This window comes from Bacillus sp. LR--39, from assembly GCF_053613335.1.
The window spans coordinates 1-17,151 of record NZ_JBSIOT010000007.1 but is presented as its reverse complement, the minus strand read 5'-3'; the positions used below and the strand labels follow the sequence as shown (position 1 = coordinate 17,151).

The following is a 17,151-nucleotide window of genomic DNA, read 5'->3' as shown; positions in this document are numbered from 1 at the left end:
TTGAAGCATATTATTGAAGATTTAGCGGAGGCCCGGCTTCATTATTTAATCAACGGAACCGAGATGAGGCACAATGGGCAGCCCGGCGATCTTGAGGTCCTGACGAGAAAAAAAGAGCTGTTTGAAAAACGGAAAGTTGACATCGTGAAAGCGAAGGCAAAAGCCGTCATTGTCAAAAGCAGCCTTGAGGACGACGGCACGTTATGCGTCATGTACACGATTCATTTCGAATATTTGTGCAAGGAGCATGACGGACACCTTTACTTAGAAGAGCAGATTGAGGAACGGACTGCATTTCTCTATGATCAGCTGTTGATTAAAGACCGGGAAGTAAAGAAAAAACCGGCGGGATTTTCTGACGGAAACAGCGTAATTGAATATGAGCGGAGTGAACGGGAAGATTTCGGGCGGGCGTTTCAATACGACCGTCTGGCTGCCGTGCAGTACGCGGAGAAGTTTTGGAATAAACGAAATCCCGCTTATAAAAATTTCAGCGATAATTGCACCAATTTTATTTCCCAATGTTTACATGCCGGAAAAGCACCGATGCGGGGGCATCCGAACAGAGGCTCAGGCTGGTGGATGAAGGCAAGCTCGTGGAGCTACAGCTGGACGGTCGCGCATTCGATGAAGATGTATCTGGCCCAATCCAAGGCAGGGCTTCGCGCGGTGCAAGTATCGAGAGCTGAAGAACTGATGCCCGGAGATATCATTTGCTATGATTTTGAAGGAGACGGGCGTTTTAATCATACGACGATCGTTGTCGCAAAAGATAAAAGCAATATGCCGCTTGTCAATGCCCAAACGTATGACAGCAGAATGAGATATTGGTCATATGAGGATTCAACGGCGTATACTCCTTCCATCAGATATGCGTTTTTTCATATTACGGATGATACGACAAAAGAGTAATTAATGATATAATGGTGGGCGGAATAAAAAACAGAGGTGAACATCGTGGCATTACATGTCGTTTTATATCAACCCGAAATCCCGGCCAATACGGGAAATATCGCACGTACTTGTGCGGCAACAGACACAACGCTTCATTTGATCCGCCCGCTCGGATTCTCAACCGATGATAAAATGCTGAAGCGCGCCGGACTCGATTATTGGGAGTTTGTCAACGTCGTATATCATGATTCATTGGAAGAGTTATTTGAGGCATATGAGAACGGAAAGTTTTTCTTCATTACAAAATTCGGTCAAAAGCCGCACACATCATTTGATTACTCAAATACGGAGGAAGACTTTTTCTTCGTATTCGGCAGAGAAACGAGCGGACTTCCGAAAGAATTGATCGAAAACAATATGGACCGCTGCCTGCGTCTGCCGATGACCGAGCATGTGAGATCATTAAACCTGTCCAACACGGCCGCGATTCTTGTATATGAAGCGCTGCGCCAGCAAAATTACAGAGATTTGACGTGAGAAAAAACGCCCGCATCCGGGCGTTTTTTTATTGAATAAAAAAGACGGACAGCAGCTGTTCACGGCATTTTTATATTTCCAGGCTTAACAACGTAACAGTGTTATGTTACAATACATTCATCGAAGGAGCTGGATTCATGGAGGAACAACTGATTTCTAAAAAAGAATTGCTGGAAGAAACATCAATTTCATACGGACAGCTGTACCGCTGGAAACGGAAAAATTTAATTCCTGAAGAATGGTTTATCCGAAAATCAACATTTACAGGCCAGGAAACATTTTTTCCGAGAGCGGAAATATTAAAACGCATCTCAAAAATACAGAAAATGAAAGAAAATCTGTCTTTGGATGAAATGAGAGAAATGCTGTCTCCGCAAATGACTGATGTCAATATAACGTCTGCGGAGCTGCTTCAAAAAGGACTGATTTCAAAGGCTGCGCTGCAAGTTTATGGCGAAGACGGCGTGACATTCACGTCCCGCGCGCTGCTGTCTTTATATGTGCTTGAAGGACTTTTGCGATCGGGCAATATCAGCCTTGAGGAAGGAAAATTGGCGGCAGGGGTGCTGAAAACGTATGAGGCTTCCGAACTGAAAGCAAATACGGAGCTTGTCATGCTCCGAAAGCTTGGCGTAACGACGTGCTTCATCGCTGACGCGGAACAGATTTTATTTGAACCGACTGTCAAAGTGGTTGAACGGGTGGCGCTTGCTTCGGCATCGGAAGAATTAAAAACGAAATGGATGCAGGAGGACCATCAATGGAAGTAACAGATAAATTAATCATCAACGGTTCAGGAAGTTCAAAAGGAGGCCGTTTTCATACAGTGGAGATCAACGGAAGCGGCACGGTGTCAGGTGATGTGGAGTGCGCGAGCTTTTTGTTTAACGGCAGCGGAAAAACAGACGGACATGTCAAGACGCAAACGCTGACGATCAGCGGTTCGGGGAAAATTTCCGGCAGTGCCGAAGCTGAATCCATCCGTATCAACGGAACGGGTGTCATTAAAGGTGATGTCAAAACGGAGCGGCTGAACGTCGCGGGATTTTCATCTTTCGGCGGCGATGTGAAAGCTGATGATATTTTCATATCCGGGAAAGCCGGGATTGAAGGCGATTGCGAGACAGAGACGTTCCGTTCGGAAGGTAAATGCAAGATCGGCGGCCTGCTGAATGCCGATGAAGTCAGTATTAAGCTGACGGCGGGAGAAAGCCATGTGAAAGAAATCGGCTGCCGCCATTTGAAAGTGATGAGCAGAAAGAGCGTGCTTACGCGTTTTAAGCTGATGCCGGCCCCGGTGCTGACAGCGGAGCTGATTGAAGGTGACATCATTGAATTGGCGGACACGAACGCGAAGACAGTCCGCGGAAATCATGTGCAGATCGGCGCAGGCTGCACCATTGGGACTGTGGAATACAGCGGCGATTTTACATGTGATTCTTCCGCTTTGGTTAACGAAGTCGTGAAACGATAGGAGGAGCTGCGATGGAAACGACAAAAAAATTGAGTCATTTAAAAATGTACGGAGCCGGACACGCCTCCGGCGGGTCCTACCAAAATGTAAGCATTAAAGGGGAAGGAACTGTCGGCGAAGGACTTCAAAGCGAACGCTGCCGGATATTCGGTACGGGACTTTTTCTCGGAGATGCCGAGATCAACAGGCTGAAAATTTTCGGAGAGCATGAAGTTGCAGGAGATTTATCAGCACGTTCAGCAAATGTGATGGGCACATTGAAAGTCGGCGGCTCCATGCGTTTCGCCACGATGAGGCTGAAAGGACTTGCTGAAATTGGCGGCGGGGCCGCGGGAGAGCGGTGTCATTTAAAAGGAAGTCTCACCGTCGGCGGCGATTGCGAGACGGAGCTGCTTCATGTAACAGGATGTATCAATGTGGCGGGATTGTTAAACGCGGGGGACGTAAACATCCATTTGCGTTATGACCGAAGCCGCGTGAAAGAAATCGGCGGCACATCGATCACCGTCAGACGGAAACCCGGTTTTCTTAAACGGAAAGCCGGCACGCTTTCTGCTGAATTGATCGAAGGAGACGCAATTTACCTCGAATACACGGAAGCAGACATCGTCAGAGGAAAGCATGTGGAAATCGGCCCGGGCTGCAAAATCGGAAAAATCGAGTATCAAACAAGCTGCAAATCTCATGAAAAATCAACTGTCCAAGAACATATTCAAATATGAAACATTGTTATGTTGTGCAGGAAAGGGTGCTCTTTATGAAGAGCACCCTTTTGCCGTTATTTGTTTTCAGGTTTGCTGTCGTAACCCGCCGTAAAAATGGATACTAAAAAAGTGAGAATGACCCCAAGTAAAATGATCGTTTTCATCATTTCTCCTCCTCTTTGCTTTTCCATTTGATGTCCGAGTCTGGATGAAACTGTATTTCTTTCATTATGAACGGTGCACCGGACCCTTGTCAATGACGGCCTTATAACGTCTTTATTTTTAAGAAACGAAAAGCATGTATTATCACGTTACCGCATAGATTGTAACAAAGTACCTTATTTCTAGTGCATCAAACATGATAGAGGAGGTTCTTATGGATATATTAAAGAAAATTGAAAAGTACAGAGAGGAAGAGCAGCGGCTCAAATGGGAAGGGACGTTCGCTGATTATTTGGAGATCATAAAAGAAAATCCATTGGTCGCGCAGTCTGCTCATTCTCGCGTTTTTAATATGATAAAAGACAGCGGAATCGAGGAGGATGACGGTAAAAAGACATACAGCTTTTTCTCGCGGGAGCTGTTCGGCCTTGAGGAATCTCTGGAACGGCTCGTGGAGGAATACTTTCACCCGGCTGCCAAGCGGCTCGATGTAAGAAAACGGATTTTACTATTGATGGGACCCGTCAGCGGCGGAAAGTCAACTCTTGTCACCATGCTGAAAAAAGGGCTTGAAGCCTACTCATTGACAGACAACGGCGCTGTTTACGCCATTAAAGGCTGCCCGATGCATGAAGATCCTCTCCATCTCATTCCCCATCATCTGCGCGACGACTTCTACAGAGAATACGGCATCAGAATTGAGGGCAGCCTTTCTCCGCTTAATGTCATGCGGCTTGAAGAAGAATACGGCGGCAGAATTGAGGATGTAAAGGTTGAACGTATATTCTTCTCGGAGGATAAACGTACCGGAATCGGAACCTTCAGCCCGTCTGACCCGAAATCACAGGATATCGCCGACTTGACGGGAAGCATTGATTTTTCAACGATTGCCGAATACGGCTCAGAATCAGATCCGCGCGCTTATCGGTTTGACGGTGAATTAAATAAAGCGAACCGCGGAATGATGGAGTTTCAGGAAATGCTGAAATGCGATGAAAAATTTCTGTGGCACCTTCTGTCACTCACGCAGGAAGGGAATTTTAAAGCCGGACGGTTTGCGCTCATCTCAGCCGACGAGTTGGTTGTTGCGCATACGAACGAAACGGAGTACCGCTCGTTTATTGCCAATAAGAAAAATGAAGCCCTTCACTCCAGGATCATCGTGATGCCTGTTCCTTATAATTTAAAGGTGTCAGAGGAAGAACGGATTTATGAGAAAATGATTTCTGAAAGTGATGTTTCTGACGTACACATCGCCCCCCATACATTAAAAGTGGCCGCGATGTTTTCTATTTTGACCCGGCTGAAGGAACCGAACCGCTCTGATATTGATCTCGTCAAAAAAATGAGGCTCTATGACGGAGAAAGCGTTGAAGGTTACAATTCCGTTGATCTGGAGGATATGAAGAAGGAATTCCACGATGAAGGAATGAGCGGAATTGACCCGCGCTATGTCATCAACCGCATTTCCTCAACGATTATCCGAAAAAATATGGAATCGATCAATTCGCTTGACGTGCTGCGCTCCTTAAAAGAAGGACTCGACCAGCATCCGTCCATCTCCGCCGAGGACAAAGAGCGGTATATGAATTTTATTTCCGCCGCCAGGAAAGAGTACGATGATATCGCCAAAAAGGAAGTGCAGAAGGCGTTCGTCTATTCATATGAAGAATCCGCGAAAACTCTCATGGACAATTATTTAGATAATGTGGAAGCGTACTGCAATAAAAATAAGCTCCGCGATCCGCTGACGGGTGAAGAAATGAATCCTGACGAAAAACTGATGAGATCCATTGAAGAGCAGATCGGCATTTCAGAAAACGCGAAAAAAGCGTTCCGCGAAGAAATTTTAATCCGCATATCCGCCTATGCAAGAAAAGGAAAACGCTTTGACTATAATTCGCACGAAAGACTCCGCGAAGCGATTCAGAAAAAGCTGTTCGCAGACTTAAAAGATGTGGTGAAAATTACGACCTCAACCAAAACGCCGGATGAGCAGCAGCTTAAAAAGGTCAATGAGGTAGTGGCAAGGTTAATAGATGAACACGGCTATAATTCGACTAGTGCTAATGAACTACTGAAGTATGTCGGAAGCTTGTTAAACCGCTGATGTTTGATTTCATTGAGAGGCCCGTCTGTAAAAGGACGGGTTCTTTTGGCTGTTTTTCGCAATTGTTTGTCAATTGGAGAGTCCGTCCGGCATAAGATGAAAATAAATCTTTTCGCCGGACTTGTTTCATAAACAGGACCAAGCCGGAATACACATGTAAAACGACCATAACGGTTAAGGAGGGGAATTCATGTCCCGTAATGACAGCGGAAATTTTTTGATTTCAGAGGAAGACTGGTCCCTCCATCGCAAAGGCTTTGATGACCAGCAGCGCCACCAAAAGAAAGTACAGGAAGCGATAAAAAACAACCTTCCGGATCTTGTCACTGAGGAAAGCATTATTATGTCCAACGGAAAAGATGTCGTGAAAATCCCGATTCGTTCGCTTGATGAATATAAAATCCGTTATAACTATGATAAAAATAAACATGTCGGCCAAGGCGACGGCGACAGCGAAGTCGGCGATGTCGTCGCAAGAGACGGCGCAGATAAAAAGCAGGGTGCCGGAAAAGGCCAGGGAGCAGGCGATCAGGCAGGCGAGGATTATTATGAAGCGGAAGTTTCATTGATGGATCTGGAAGAAGCGCTGTTTCAGGAATTAGAACTGCCGAATCTGCAGCAAAAGGAAAGGGACAATATCGTCCATACCGATATCGAGTTCAATGATATCCGGAAAACCGGGCTGACAGGGAATATCGATAAGAAAAGGACGATGCTGTCGGCCTATAAACGAAACGCTATGACAGGCAAGCCGTCGTTTTACCCTATTTATCCGGAAGATCTGAAATACAAAACATGGAATGATGTGACGAAGCCGGAATCGAAAGCTGTCGTTTTAGCCATGATGGATACAAGCGGTTCGATGGGCGTATGGGAAAAGTATATGGCGAGGAGCTTCTTTTTTTGGATGACACGATTTTTACGGACAAAGTATGAAACGGTTGATATCGAATTTATCGCCCACCATACGGAAGCGAAGGTCGTGTCCGAAGAAGATTTTTTCTCGAAAGGCGAGAGCGGGGGCACCATCTGTTCCTCCGTTTACCGGAAGTCTCTTGAATTAATTGATGAAAAATATGACCCCGCCCGCTACAACATCTATCCGTTTCATTTTTCAGACGGAGATAACCTGACTTCGGATAACGCCCGGTGCGTAAAGCTCGTCAATGACATCATGAAAAAATCGAATCTGTTCTGTTACGGTGAGGTCAATCAATATAACAGGCATTCCACCCTCATGTCCGCCTATAAAAATGTCAAAGATGATAAATTTAAATACTACATCCTGAAACAGAAATCAGACGTATTTCAAGCGCTGAAAAGCTTTTTTAAAAATGAGGAAGCCGGTGTAAGCAAAGCATCGTATTAAATATAAAGCCGAGTGAAGAATCGTGGGCCGCGGTTCTTCGCCCGGCTTTTTTAAATTAAAAATAAAGAGAAAAAACGGCATAAAAAAAATCCTTAAAAAATGAAACTTTTCTCTTTACAAACCTTCTTTCATTTATTAATATTTTATCTTGTGAACTATTATTAAGGGAATGAGGTGAAAATACGGTGATTGAATCAGAGCTCGCTTTGCTCAGTTTTGAACAACTGTTTGATACTTCCAGATCGATTTACAAAAAGCAGAAAATGATTCTGGAGACAGTGCTTGAACCTTTTGATATTACAGTGCTGCAGTATCTGCTGATGTTCAAAATACATAAGAGCAAAAGCACGCAGCTTTCAAGGCTGGCTTTGTCGCTTGATCTGAAACCGGCGTCTGTCACGAGAATGACCGATATTCTGTATAAGCGCCGCCTAATGGTTCGGAGCGACTATCACGACGACCGGCGTGTTGTTATGATTCAGTTAACCGAAGAGGGGGAAGAACTTCTAAAGAAAGCTGCTGTTCAATATGCCGAAAAAGCGGCGGTCTTATACCGGCAGCTCAATACCGCTGAACTGCAGTACCTGCGCAAGCTTGCGGAAAGTTTAACGAAGCTTGCAAACGGCTGTGCAGTGAAAAACGGAAAATAAAAAAATCCCCACATATTTTTATCATCATTCCACAAAATGATAGAGGAAGAAACGAAAGGAGAAAACAAAATGAACAGAGGACGTTTAATTCTGACCAACATTATCGGTTTGATTGTTGTTCTTGCAATTATAGGCGGAGGTGCTTACTACTATTATCAAAGCACACACTATGTAAAAACCGATGAAGCAAAAGTTGCCGGCGACATGGCTGCTATCACAGCTCCTGCTGCGGGTAAAGTAACTGACTGGAACCTTGATGAGGGGAAAGAAGTAAGCAAAAACGACGTTGTTGCAAAAATCAAAGGACAGCAAAATGCTGACGTAAAAGCCATCATGGATGGAACAATCGTGAAAAACGAAGTGAAAAACGGCCAAATGGTGCAAGCCGGTACGACAATTGCCCAAGAAATTGACATGAAACACCTTTACATCACTGCAAACATTAAAGAAACAGACATTAGAGACATTGAAGTAGGAAACAAAGTAGACGTAATTGTTGACGGCGACCCTAATACAACATTTGACGGAACAGTAGAAGAAATCGGTTATGCGACAAATTCAACATTTGATATGCTGCCTTCTTCAAACTCAAGCGGCAACTACACAAAAGTAACGCAAAAAGTTCCTGTTAAAATTTCACTCAGCAACCCATCTGACAAGGTGCTTCCTGGTATGAACGCATCTGTAAAAATCTCTGAATAATACAGATCAGTCATCAAACCATGAAGGGAGGTTGTCTTAGGTGGCTAAATCAGATAATCAAGTAAAAAGTCCTAAAACATTGCTTATTGTGCTTATGGCCGGGTTATTCCTGGCGATCTTGAACCAAACGCTTCTTAACGTGGCGATGCCGCACTTAATGACCGAGTTCGGTGTGAGTGCGACGACGATTCAGTGGCTTACGACCGGATACATGCTGGTCAACGGTGTTTTGATTCCGTTATCTGCGTTCTTAATTACCCGGTTCGGACAGAGAAGCCTCTTTCTCGTAGCCATGTTCTGTTTTACAGCGGGAACGTTAGTCTGCGGAATCGCGCCTAACTTCTCAACCATGCTGATCGGCCGGTTAATTCAGGCGGTCGGCGGCGGTATCCTGCAGCCGCTGGTCATGACAACTATTCTGCTTATCTTCCCGCCTGAAAGCAGGGGGAAAGGAATGGGGATTTTCGGTCTTGCGATGATGTTTGCTCCGGCGGTCGGACCGACTCTTTCCGGCTGGATCATCGAGCATTACACATGGCGCATTATGTTCTACGGCCTTGTTCCGATCGGGGCAATCGTTATTATCATAGCGTTTTTCCTCTTTAAGAACTTGGTGGAACCGCAAAAAATCAAACTCGACAGCTTGGGTGCGATTCTATCCATTGTCGGATTTGCCTCATTGCTTTACGGAGTCAGTGAAGCGGGCAGCGACGGCTGGGGAGATCCGATCGTGCTGTCTACCGTCATCGTCGGTGTCATCGCGATTGCCGCGTTTGTCATTCAGCAATTGCGCTCTGAAAAACCGATGCTCGACTTCCGGGTATTTAAATATGATATTTTCTCACTTTCCAGTGTAATTAATATCATTATTACCGTTGCGCTTTACACAGGAATGTTCCTGCTTCCGATTTACCTGCAGAACTTAGTCGGCTTTACGGCGCTGCAATCGGGTCTCTTGCTATTGCCGGGCGCGATTGTCATGCTGATCATGTCGCCGATTTCCGGTATTCTGTTTGACAAAATCGGTCCGAGACCGCTTGCGATTATCGGGCTGGTCATCACGGTCGCAACGACATTCCAGTATACAAAATTGACAATTGACACACCTTACACGCACATTATGCTTGTCTATGCCATCCGCGCATTCGGTATGTCACTGTTAATGATGCCTGTTATGACAGCCGGAATGAACCAGCTTCCGGCGCGGTTGAACAGCCACGGCACGGCGATGAGCAACACGCTCCGCCAGATCAGCGGTTCAATCGGAACAAGTTTGATCACAACGATTTATACGAACCGTACGACAATGCACTATTCGCAGATTGCGGATAAAACGAGCACGGCTGATCCAAGCTTCATGCAGTCGTTCCAAAGCGCGGTTTCGAATTTAATGGTCAACATGAACATGTCGCTTGATGCGGCGAAACAAACCGTTTATTCATATCTCTACAAAACAGCTTCACTTAATTCCAACGTTATGGGGATTAATGACGCGTTTATGTGGGCGACGATCTTTGCGGTTATCGGCGTAGTCCTGAGCCTGTTCTTGCGTGACGTACGGAAAGACAAACAGCGGGCGAAGAAAAAAGAGGAGCTGTCATTGCTTCCTGCCCCTAAAGAAGTGAAGGAATCTTAATCATCTGAATGGGAGGTTTCCTGAATGAAAATTTACGTAGTGTACGATAGTGAAGGCGAACATACAAAACACCTTGCTGAAGCCATTGCCGAAGGAGCACGAGAAAACGCTGAGGCTGAAGTCCTGATCGACCATGTCGATCAAGCAGACATCCGCAAGCTGAAAGACATGGATGCCATTATCTGGGGATGCCCGGGACACTTTGGCACCATCAGTTCAGGCTTAAAAGCGTGGATCGACAGACTCGGCTATCTGTGGGCTGAAGGCGAGCTGATTGATAAAGTCGGCGCCGTATTCTGTACGACGGCGACAACACATGGCGGATTAGAAATGACAATGCACAATCTGATCACTCCTATGTTTCACCAAGGCATGATTGTTGTCGGACTTCCCGGCAACGTTCCTGAAAACGCGCTGTACGGCTCTTACTACGGCGCGGGCGTCACATGCCCGGTTGACAGCGATGTGCTGATGACGGAAGAAGGCCTTCAATTAGGCCGAGCGCTTGGCAGACGTGTCAGCCAAGTCACAGGTAATCTAACTGCCGGACGACAGTAAGGAGAGGGTTATATGGCCATTATTATAGCGGTTATTGCTGCTGTCATTGTGATTGCACTTCTTATCACATTCAATGTCCGCAGCACTTCTGCAGGACAGGATGTCAAAGAAGAAAAGAGAGAAGCGATCGGCACTACAGCCGAACAGCCGGAAAAGCATGATCCGGCCGAGGAGCGCTCAGCCGAGCATGCTCCCGTCGTTGTGAAATCTGAATCTCCCCGTGAGAAAAAGAATACAATGGGCGATGATGTGTACCGTCAGGCGCTTCAGAAGTTTAAGACTTCTGAGACGGATCAGGAACCAAACGATCCTGATAGCGGCGGCAAAATGCAGGATAGCAGCTATCGTGATGCGCTGCTCTCCTTAAAAAACAAAAAGAAGTAATTGAAAAGGCAAATCTGCGTAATAGCGGATTTGCCTTTTTTTTATTGAAGATATTGCCCGTGGGCATCAGGGAAATCAGGGACCATCTGAAAAAGCTGACACGTGAAAAAGGAATGGCTGTCATCGTCTCAAGCCATCTGCTGTCAGAAATGGAGTTAATGTGCGACCGAATCGGCATTCTGCAAAAAGGGGAGCTTGTCGATATTCAAAAAGTAAGGGATGAAGGAAAAGAGGATAAAGATACATACTTCTTCCATATTGAACAAAGAGAAGAGGCTCTTGCTGTTCTGAGTCAGTTTGACTGTGTGAAGAAGACAGACGGCATTGAAATCAGGCTGTCAAAACAGGAGGTGCCTGATGTGATATCACTGCTCGTCCGTGAAAATATCCGCTTATATGAAGTGAAAATCATGACAAAATCTTTGGAAGACCGTTTCTTGGAGATTACCGGCGGGACGAAAGAGGAGGTTCAATATGTTTAAGCTGATCTATAATGAATGGATAAAAATTTTCAGCCGCGTCGGCACGTGGGCTATGATTGTGATTTTAGGCGTTTCGATGATCGGTTTTGCGCTTCTGTCAAACCATTTCACCTCCAGCGAAGCCAATCCGAATTGGAAACAGGAGCTCCAGGCTGAAAACAAAGAAATGAAACAGCAGATGAAGGAAACCGGAAATCAGACGCTCATTGATAACCTGAAACAGAATGTCGCGATAAATCAATACCGTATGGATCATAACATCCCCGAGGATACAGGGTACACAGTGTGGTCATACGTAGCTGATTCTTCGATGATGACTGTTTTGACCGGGCTGTTTACGATTATCATTGCCGCAGGCATCGTGGCGAATGAGTTCAACTGGGGGACGATCAAGCTGCTGGCTATCCGTCCGCTCAGCCGTTTTCAGATTTTGTTATCTAAATATATGACGGTGCTGCTGTTCGGACTGCTGATGCTTGTGATTTTATTTGCCGGCTCCGCTCTGTTGGGATTGGTCTTTTTCGGTACAGGCGGAGATACTGCGGCTGATGTTCATCTCGTATACAAAGACGGCCATGTTTTTGAGCAAAATATCATCGCTTTCCTCGCTAAAACATATGTCTATGAATCTGTCTCCGCTTTTATGCTTGCGACGATGGCGTTTATGCTGTCTGCGGTATTCCGGAACAGCTCATTAGCGGTCGGATTTTCTATTTTTCTATTGGTTATGGGGAACACGGCGACGGTATTTCTTGCTGCGAAATTTGAATGGACCAAATATATTTTATTTGCGAACACGGATTTGTCGCAATATATGAACGGGACTCCTTTAGTAGAGGGGATGACGATGACATTTTCGGTTGTGCTGCTTGTGATTTACTTCGTTATTTTTCTGGCGCTCGCATTCGGCGTCTTCTTAAAACGCGATATTGCCACCTGATATAAAAAAGCTGTTTTGCCTTTGCAAAACAGCTTTTCGTTTTAGATGAAAAAAAACCTGCCGGCGTACACCGGCAGGTTTTTTAAACAATTTATGCTTTTGTTACGTTAGCAGCTTGTGGTCCGCGGTTTCCTTCAACGATTTCGAAAGAAACAGATTGGCCTTCTTCTAAAGTTTTGAAGCCTTCGCCTTGAATAGCAGAGAAGTGAACGAATACATCGTCTTGACCTTCTACTTCGATGAATCCGAATCCTTTTTCAGAGTTGAACCATTTTACTTTACCTTCTAACATGAAATTTCCTCCTAAAGCGACATAACGCTTAAATTCACTATTCTTGCTCTAAAACAAACTTCCAAGACGAAAACTCTTACAAAACTTTCTTCTTAAAGATAGTTCGAACAAAAATAATTACCTTTACTCTACCAGTAATTCGAAGAAAAAACAACTGCTAAATGTAACTTTTTTCGAAATAACATGTTTTAAGAGGAGAACGCTCTGATACGGAAATCTGATTTGAGACTAGAACAGCCCATTTACAGCTGATAAAAACCGCTTTACAGCCTCTTAAGGAAGCAATTGACAACCCTTTTTTAAATCGGTATTGTATGTAATCATGAGCCCGAATATCATGGTGCAGCCTCTGTACATAAAAATAGATAGGGAGTAGGTCAACTTGAACCTGCGGCTTATAAACAGTCTGTTTCTTTTCATTTTGATCATATCACTTACTTCATGCCATTATCCTGACGGGAACCGGACAATTACTATCGGGATCAATGAATCTGATCAATCGATCTGGGAGTTTGTCGCGAAAAAAGCCGGTGAGGAAGGATTGCAGCTTTCTTTGGTAACGTTTTCGGATTATGCCGAGGCCGATTTGGCGCTTGCCGGCGGGGATCTCGACGCCAATGCGTTTCAATCCGTTTCTTATTTTCAATCTTTGCCGCCTCATGTGAAAAAGAAGCTGGCTCCTTTAGGAACGACATATGCGGCATCGCTGGGGGTGTATTCCAAGCAACATAAACGGCTGAAGGATATACCGGACGGAGCGGTCATTGCCGTGCCTGGTGAAGCGGCGGACTTCGGAAGGGCGCTTTTTCTCATGCAGGAGGCCGGACTGATGACATTGAAAAAGGGATTCACCGGTACGGGTTCAACTGATATGATCAAGGACAACCCGAAGCATCTGACCTTAAAAACGGAAACAAAAAAGAACGCATATCAGGCGGCGGAACATGCTGACGCAGCAGTTCTCAGTCAAAGCGAGGCGAAAAGAGCAGGATTTCATGCGGAGAAGGACGCGCTGATCCGATCGGCGCAAATGAAGGAAGCGTATATTCATCTGATCGCCGTCAGGGCTGAGGATAAAGATGATGAACGGATGCAAAAACTCCTGTCTTTGTATCAATCAGATGATACCGCGGCGTTTATTGAAAAAGAATATGAGGGCAGCCTGATTCCTGTTTTCCTGAAAGGCGGCTTTCTCACTGAAAAGAAAGAATGATTTCCTCTTCGGGCGATCATTCTTTTTTTTCAGTGCTGCACACTTGATTGCGCCCTGATGTTTTCGCTTTGTACAGCATCCGGTCCGCGATCAGGGGCAATGTCTGAGGATCCGATGTATTTGTCGGATAATGCGCGATGCCGAGGGAAACGGTCACGGGAATTGTATCTCCGCTCGTCAGCAGAATCGGGTTCGCGTCAATCGTGTGCCTGATTTCTTCTGCGAGGTGAAGCCCTTTTGTATACGTGCAATTGGGCATAAGCACGGCAAATTCTTCGCCGCCGATGCGGGCTGACGGGTCAGAACTGCTGAGTAAGAACCTCAGACGCGTCCCCAGTTCTTTCAGTACTCGATCCCCTTCATAATGGCCGTATTGATCATTGATCTGCTTAAAGTGATCAATATCCAAATAAATAAGCGCGAGCTGAGACGAGGGGGATTGAGACGCCCGATCGAACAGAACGCGCGAGACTTCCTCGAATTTTCTCTTATTAAAAATCCCCGTCAGAAAATCATAATTCGCTTGAAACTTGTATTGCTTGAACAAAAGGCGGGCATCGGCTTCGTGTTTGATGATATACAGCGACAGCATTCCGCCCAAGGTGGAAATAAGCCAATAATAAACGAGGGCCCCGGCAGGCTGTTCAGGCATAAGAAACAGCAGCGTCAGGGTGAAAATAACATTTGAAAAAAGCAGCATAACGAACGCCATTTTGTGATCCGGCTTTTTTCCTCTGAGGACGGCCGCAGAAAGTATCGCAATAACCCCGACGGCGGCGATGGAAAAAATGGCGCTTGTATTGAAATTGATCAAGATACGGCCTGCGACGATAATCGCAAAGGCGGCTGCCGTAGACACCCAGCCTCCGTAAAGAGCGGCGATGATAATGGGGATATTTCTGAGATCAATGATGGAATCGGAGTAAGAAAAGCCGAAAGCAATCAGAAAAACCCCTAAAAGCCCGCAGACCGTCCCCTTCAGTAATTGAAAGATCAGACGGTCTTCTTTATACGAAAGCGACTCTTTAAAAAGAAGGGTGAAGAGATAATTAAATGTAATTAAAATCGTTAAATTAAGAAACAGTTCCTTCAGCATAACAATCACCCTTATATAAGTTACTAGAGAAAGGGTGGAAAGAAAAGAGAAAAGTCTATAAAAATACATATTTTGTCAATTCTTACTTGACCGATCGGAATTCATATAATATAGTGTTAAAGGATAATGAGCAAGGGAGTGTTTACCTGTTTTGGAGAATTTATTTATAGTCTTACATGTTTTCATTATGCTTTTGCTTATAGCAGGTCTGTTTGTCATGCAAAAGAAACACGTTTCCTTTTCTAAACGTGTCTTTACCGCGCTCGGACTAGGCATTGTATTCGGTTTTGCACTGCAATTGATTTACGGGCCGGCTTCACATATCGTGACACAAACGGCCGATTGGTTTAATATTGCCGGCGGCGGTTATGTCAAATTGCTTCAGATGATCGTCATGCCGCTAGTCTTTATTTCTATTCTCGGCGCATTTACGAAGCTGAAACTGACCCATAACATCGGGAAAATCAGCGGACTGATCATCGGAATTTTGATCGCTACGACAGCAATTGCTGCGGCAGTCGGAATTGCTTCGGCGCTATCCTTTGATCTGAAAGCCGTTCATATCGACCAGGGAAGCACCGAGTTATCAAGAGGCCAGGAGCTGCAGCAAAAATCTGAGGATATGACGGCCAAAACGCTGCCTCAGCAAATCGTTGAGCTTCTGCCGGGAAATCCGTTTCTTGATTTCACGGGGGCCAGACCGACTTCCACCATCGGAGTCGTTATTTTCGCCGCTTTCCTCGGCATCGCTTTTCTGGGCGTGAAACGGAAACAGCCGGAGCACGCTGCGACTTTCAGCGGAATTGTCGATGCGGTATACGCGATTATTATGCGCGTCGTGACACTAATTTTAAGACTGACGCCTTACGGGGTATTGGCGATTATGACAAAGACGATCGCGACAAGCGACATCGACAGCATTACGAAACTGGGGATGTTTGTGATCGCTTCATACGCCGCGCTTATTGTCATGTTTATCATTCACTTGCTGCTGATTACGTTCAGCGGTTTAAATCCGATCACATACGTGAAAAAAGCATTTCCTGTCATGGTGTTTGCGTTTACGTCCCGTTCAAGCGCAGGGGCTTTGCCGCTCAATATTAAAACACAAAAAAGCATGGGCGTCCCGGAAGGAATTGCGAACTTCGCCGGTTCATTCGGCTTATCGATCGGTCAAAACGGCTGTGCCGGCATTTACCCGGCGATGCTCGCGATGATGATTGCGCCGACAGTAGGGCAAAACCCGTTTGAACCGGGATTTATCATCTCCGTCATTGCCATCGTGGCAATCAGTTCATTCGGTGTAGCAGGCGTGGGAGGCGGCGCGACATTTGCGGCTCTGCTCGTCCTATCCGCTTTGAACATGCCTGTCGCGCTTGCCGGGCTGCTCATTTCAATTGAGCCGTTAATTGACATGGGGCGCACCGCCTTAAATGTCAGCGGCAGTATGACCGCAGGGCTGTTAACGAGTAAAATGACGAAGGAAACCGATACCGCGGTGTACAATGATTCCTCAATCGTCATTGAAGCTGAAGAAGCTTAACAAAAAAGCAGATCAATGGTTCATTCTCTTATAGAAAAATATGAGATAGAGCGCTAAAACGAAAAAATCCTTCATCGTTGAACGAATGAAGGATTTTTTCGTTTCTAATGATTTCCGGGTTCAATTTCTTCCAGCATATTCATCACGGTGCTGTCATTTAAAACATTTACCGCGCTTTCTTCGAAGTGAATCGGCTCGGTATAGTGAGGCTTCGGCGAAGTTTCTTTACTGCGGCTGCGGTCTACCTGGCCGTCCGTATGGGATGAGCCGGAGTGATTGCGGGAAGTCTGCTCATGCTGCTGTCCGCCGGATTCCCCGCCGAAAGCCTGTTTGATCAGCTCGGCAGGCTGCGTAGAGCCGGTTTGTGAATGCCGGGCTTTGTCCGTGTGCTGCTGTCCGCCGGAT

The 17,151-nt window shown here is 45.7% G+C and carries 17 protein-coding genes and 2 pseudogenes; 16 read left to right on the top strand and 3 right to left on the bottom strand.

Annotation, left to right across the window (positions count from 1 at the left end):
- From ACWHAR_RS19020 to ACWHAR_RS18955, 14 genes and pseudogenes are all read left to right on the top strand, one after another.
- Positions 1-912: an amidase domain-containing protein gene (locus tag ACWHAR_RS19020; protein ID WP_032875156.1), complete on the top strand. Its 912-nt coding sequence runs from the start codon at positions 1-3 to the stop codon at positions 910-912.
- A 36-nt stretch (positions 913-948) separates the two neighbouring features.
- Entirely contained in the window at positions 949-1,431 is a 483-nt protein-coding gene (gene trmL / locus ACWHAR_RS19015; protein ID WP_007610253.1) for a tRNA (uridine(34)/cytosine(34)/5-carboxymethylaminomethyluridine(34)-2'-O)-methyltransferase TrmL, read from the top strand.
- Between the two features lie 137 nt (positions 1,432-1,568).
- Positions 1,569-2,201, top strand: coding sequence for a YhbD family protein (locus tag ACWHAR_RS19010; RefSeq protein ID WP_032874207.1), 633 nt, complete (start codon positions 1,569-1,571; stop codon positions 2,199-2,201).
- Positions 2,192-2,905: a polymer-forming cytoskeletal protein gene (locus ACWHAR_RS19005; RefSeq protein ID WP_032874209.1), complete on the top strand. Its 714-nt coding sequence runs from the start codon at positions 2,192-2,194 to the stop codon at positions 2,903-2,905. Before ACWHAR_RS19010 ends, ACWHAR_RS19005 begins: the two co-directional genes overlap by 10 nt.
- Positions 2,906-2,916: 11 nt before the next feature.
- Positions 2,917-3,627, top strand: a complete 711-nt coding sequence (locus tag ACWHAR_RS19000; RefSeq protein ID WP_032874211.1) for a hypothetical protein — start codon at positions 2,917-2,919, stop codon at positions 3,625-3,627.
- 358 nt (positions 3,628-3,985) lie between these two features.
- A complete protein-coding gene (prkA, locus tag ACWHAR_RS18995; protein ID WP_003155391.1) occupies positions 3,986-5,881 on the top strand; it encodes a serine/threonine protein kinase PrkA in 1,896 nt (631 codons plus the stop codon).
- Positions 5,882-6,071: 190 nt separating this feature from the next.
- A complete protein-coding gene (gene yhbH / locus ACWHAR_RS18990) occupies positions 6,072-7,250 on the top strand; it encodes a sporulation protein YhbH (protein WP_017417325.1) in 1,179 nt (392 codons plus the stop codon).
- 185 nt (positions 7,251-7,435) lie between these two features.
- Positions 7,436-7,900: a MarR family transcriptional regulator gene (locus ACWHAR_RS18985; RefSeq protein WP_003155389.1), complete on the top strand. Its 465-nt coding sequence runs from the start codon at positions 7,436-7,438 to the stop codon at positions 7,898-7,900.
- A 36-nt stretch (positions 7,901-7,936) separates the two neighbouring features.
- Entirely contained in the window at positions 7,937-8,602 is a 666-nt protein-coding gene (locus tag ACWHAR_RS18980) for an HlyD family secretion protein (protein WP_007610259.1), read from the top strand.
- 40 nt (positions 8,603-8,642) lie between these two features.
- A complete protein-coding gene (locus tag ACWHAR_RS18975; protein WP_003155387.1) occupies positions 8,643-10,238 on the top strand; it encodes an MFS transporter in 1,596 nt (531 codons plus the stop codon).
- Positions 10,239-10,262: 24 nt separating this feature from the next.
- The gene (locus ACWHAR_RS18970) at positions 10,263-10,796 is read left to right on the top strand and encodes an NAD(P)H-dependent oxidoreductase (RefSeq protein ID WP_003155386.1); all 534 of its coding nucleotides are present in this window, start codon (positions 10,263-10,265) and stop codon (positions 10,794-10,796) included.
- A 12-nt stretch (positions 10,797-10,808) separates the two neighbouring features.
- The gene (locus ACWHAR_RS18965; protein WP_003155385.1) at positions 10,809-11,180 is read left to right on the top strand and encodes a hypothetical protein; all 372 of its coding nucleotides are present in this window, start codon (positions 10,809-10,811) and stop codon (positions 11,178-11,180) included.
- Between the two features lie 56 nt (positions 11,181-11,236).
- Positions 11,237-11,662: pseudogene (locus ACWHAR_RS18960) on the top strand (bacitracin ABC transporter ATP-binding protein); the annotation flags it as partial.
- A complete protein-coding gene (locus ACWHAR_RS18955; RefSeq protein WP_032874214.1) occupies positions 11,655-12,602 on the top strand; it encodes an ABC transporter permease in 948 nt (315 codons plus the stop codon). The pseudogene ACWHAR_RS18960 and the gene ACWHAR_RS18955, both read left to right, overlap by 8 nt.
- A gap of 91 nt (positions 12,603-12,693) precedes the next feature.
- On the opposite strand, the gene cspB is transcribed toward ACWHAR_RS18955, so the two are convergent.
- Entirely contained in the window at positions 12,694-12,894 is a 201-nt protein-coding gene (cspB, locus tag ACWHAR_RS18950; protein ID WP_003155376.1) for a cold shock-like protein CspB, read from the bottom strand.
- 382 nt (positions 12,895-13,276) lie between these two features.
- Between cspB and ACWHAR_RS18945 the strand changes: the two genes are divergently transcribed.
- On the top strand, positions 13,277-14,107 hold the full coding sequence (locus ACWHAR_RS18945; RefSeq protein ID WP_032874216.1) for a MetQ/NlpA family ABC transporter substrate-binding protein: 831 nt from the start codon (positions 13,277-13,279) through the stop codon (positions 14,105-14,107).
- Positions 14,108-14,123: 16 nt separating this feature from the next.
- Here the strand turns inward: ACWHAR_RS18945 and ACWHAR_RS18940 are convergent, their stop codons facing one another.
- A complete protein-coding gene (locus ACWHAR_RS18940) occupies positions 14,124-15,203 on the bottom strand; it encodes a GGDEF domain-containing protein (protein WP_032874219.1) in 1,080 nt (359 codons plus the stop codon).
- A 151-nt stretch (positions 15,204-15,354) separates the two neighbouring features.
- Here ACWHAR_RS18940 and ACWHAR_RS18935 point away from each other — a divergent pair, with 151 nt between their 5' ends.
- Positions 15,355-16,746, top strand: coding sequence for an L-cystine transporter (locus ACWHAR_RS18935; RefSeq protein WP_029325984.1), 1,392 nt, complete (start codon positions 15,355-15,357; stop codon positions 16,744-16,746).
- A 104-nt stretch (positions 16,747-16,850) separates the two neighbouring features.
- On the opposite strand, the pseudogene ACWHAR_RS18930 reads toward ACWHAR_RS18935, so the two are convergent.
- Positions 16,851-17,151: pseudogene (locus ACWHAR_RS18930) on the bottom strand (hypothetical protein); the annotation flags it as partial.

Bases quoted from the DNA above. Each gene is read 5' to 3' on its own strand.
- ACWHAR_RS19010 (WP_032874207.1), top strand. From the start codon at position 1,569: ATGGAGGAACAACTGATTTCTAAAAAAGAATTGCTGGAAGAAACATCA.
- ACWHAR_RS19005 (WP_032874209.1), top strand. From the start codon at position 2,192: ATGGAAGTAACAGATAAATTAATCATCAACGGTTCAGGAAGTTCAAAA.
- ACWHAR_RS19000 (WP_032874211.1), top strand. From the start codon at position 2,917: ATGGAAACGACAAAAAAATTGAGTCATTTAAAAATGTACGGAGCCGGA.
- prkA (WP_003155391.1), top strand. From the start codon at position 3,986: ATGGATATATTAAAGAAAATTGAAAAGTACAGAGAGGAAGAGCAGCGG.
- yhbH (WP_017417325.1), top strand. From the start codon at position 6,072: ATGTCCCGTAATGACAGCGGAAATTTTTTGATTTCAGAGGAAGACTGG.
- ACWHAR_RS18980 (WP_007610259.1), top strand. From the start codon at position 7,937: ATGATAGAGGAAGAAACGAAAGGAGAAAACAAAATGAACAGAGGACGT.
- ACWHAR_RS18970 (WP_003155386.1), top strand. From the start codon at position 10,263: ATGAAAATTTACGTAGTGTACGATAGTGAAGGCGAACATACAAAACAC.
- ACWHAR_RS18965 (WP_003155385.1), top strand. From the start codon at position 10,809: ATGGCCATTATTATAGCGGTTATTGCTGCTGTCATTGTGATTGCACTT.
- ACWHAR_RS18955 (WP_032874214.1), top strand. From the start codon at position 11,655: ATGTTTAAGCTGATCTATAATGAATGGATAAAAATTTTCAGCCGCGTC.
- cspB (WP_003155376.1), bottom strand. From the start codon at position 12,894: ATGTTAGAAGGTAAAGTAAAATGGTTCAACTCTGAAAAAGGATTCGGA.
- ACWHAR_RS18940 (WP_032874219.1), bottom strand. From the start codon at position 15,203: ATGCTGAAGGAACTGTTTCTTAATTTAACGATTTTAATTACATTTAAT.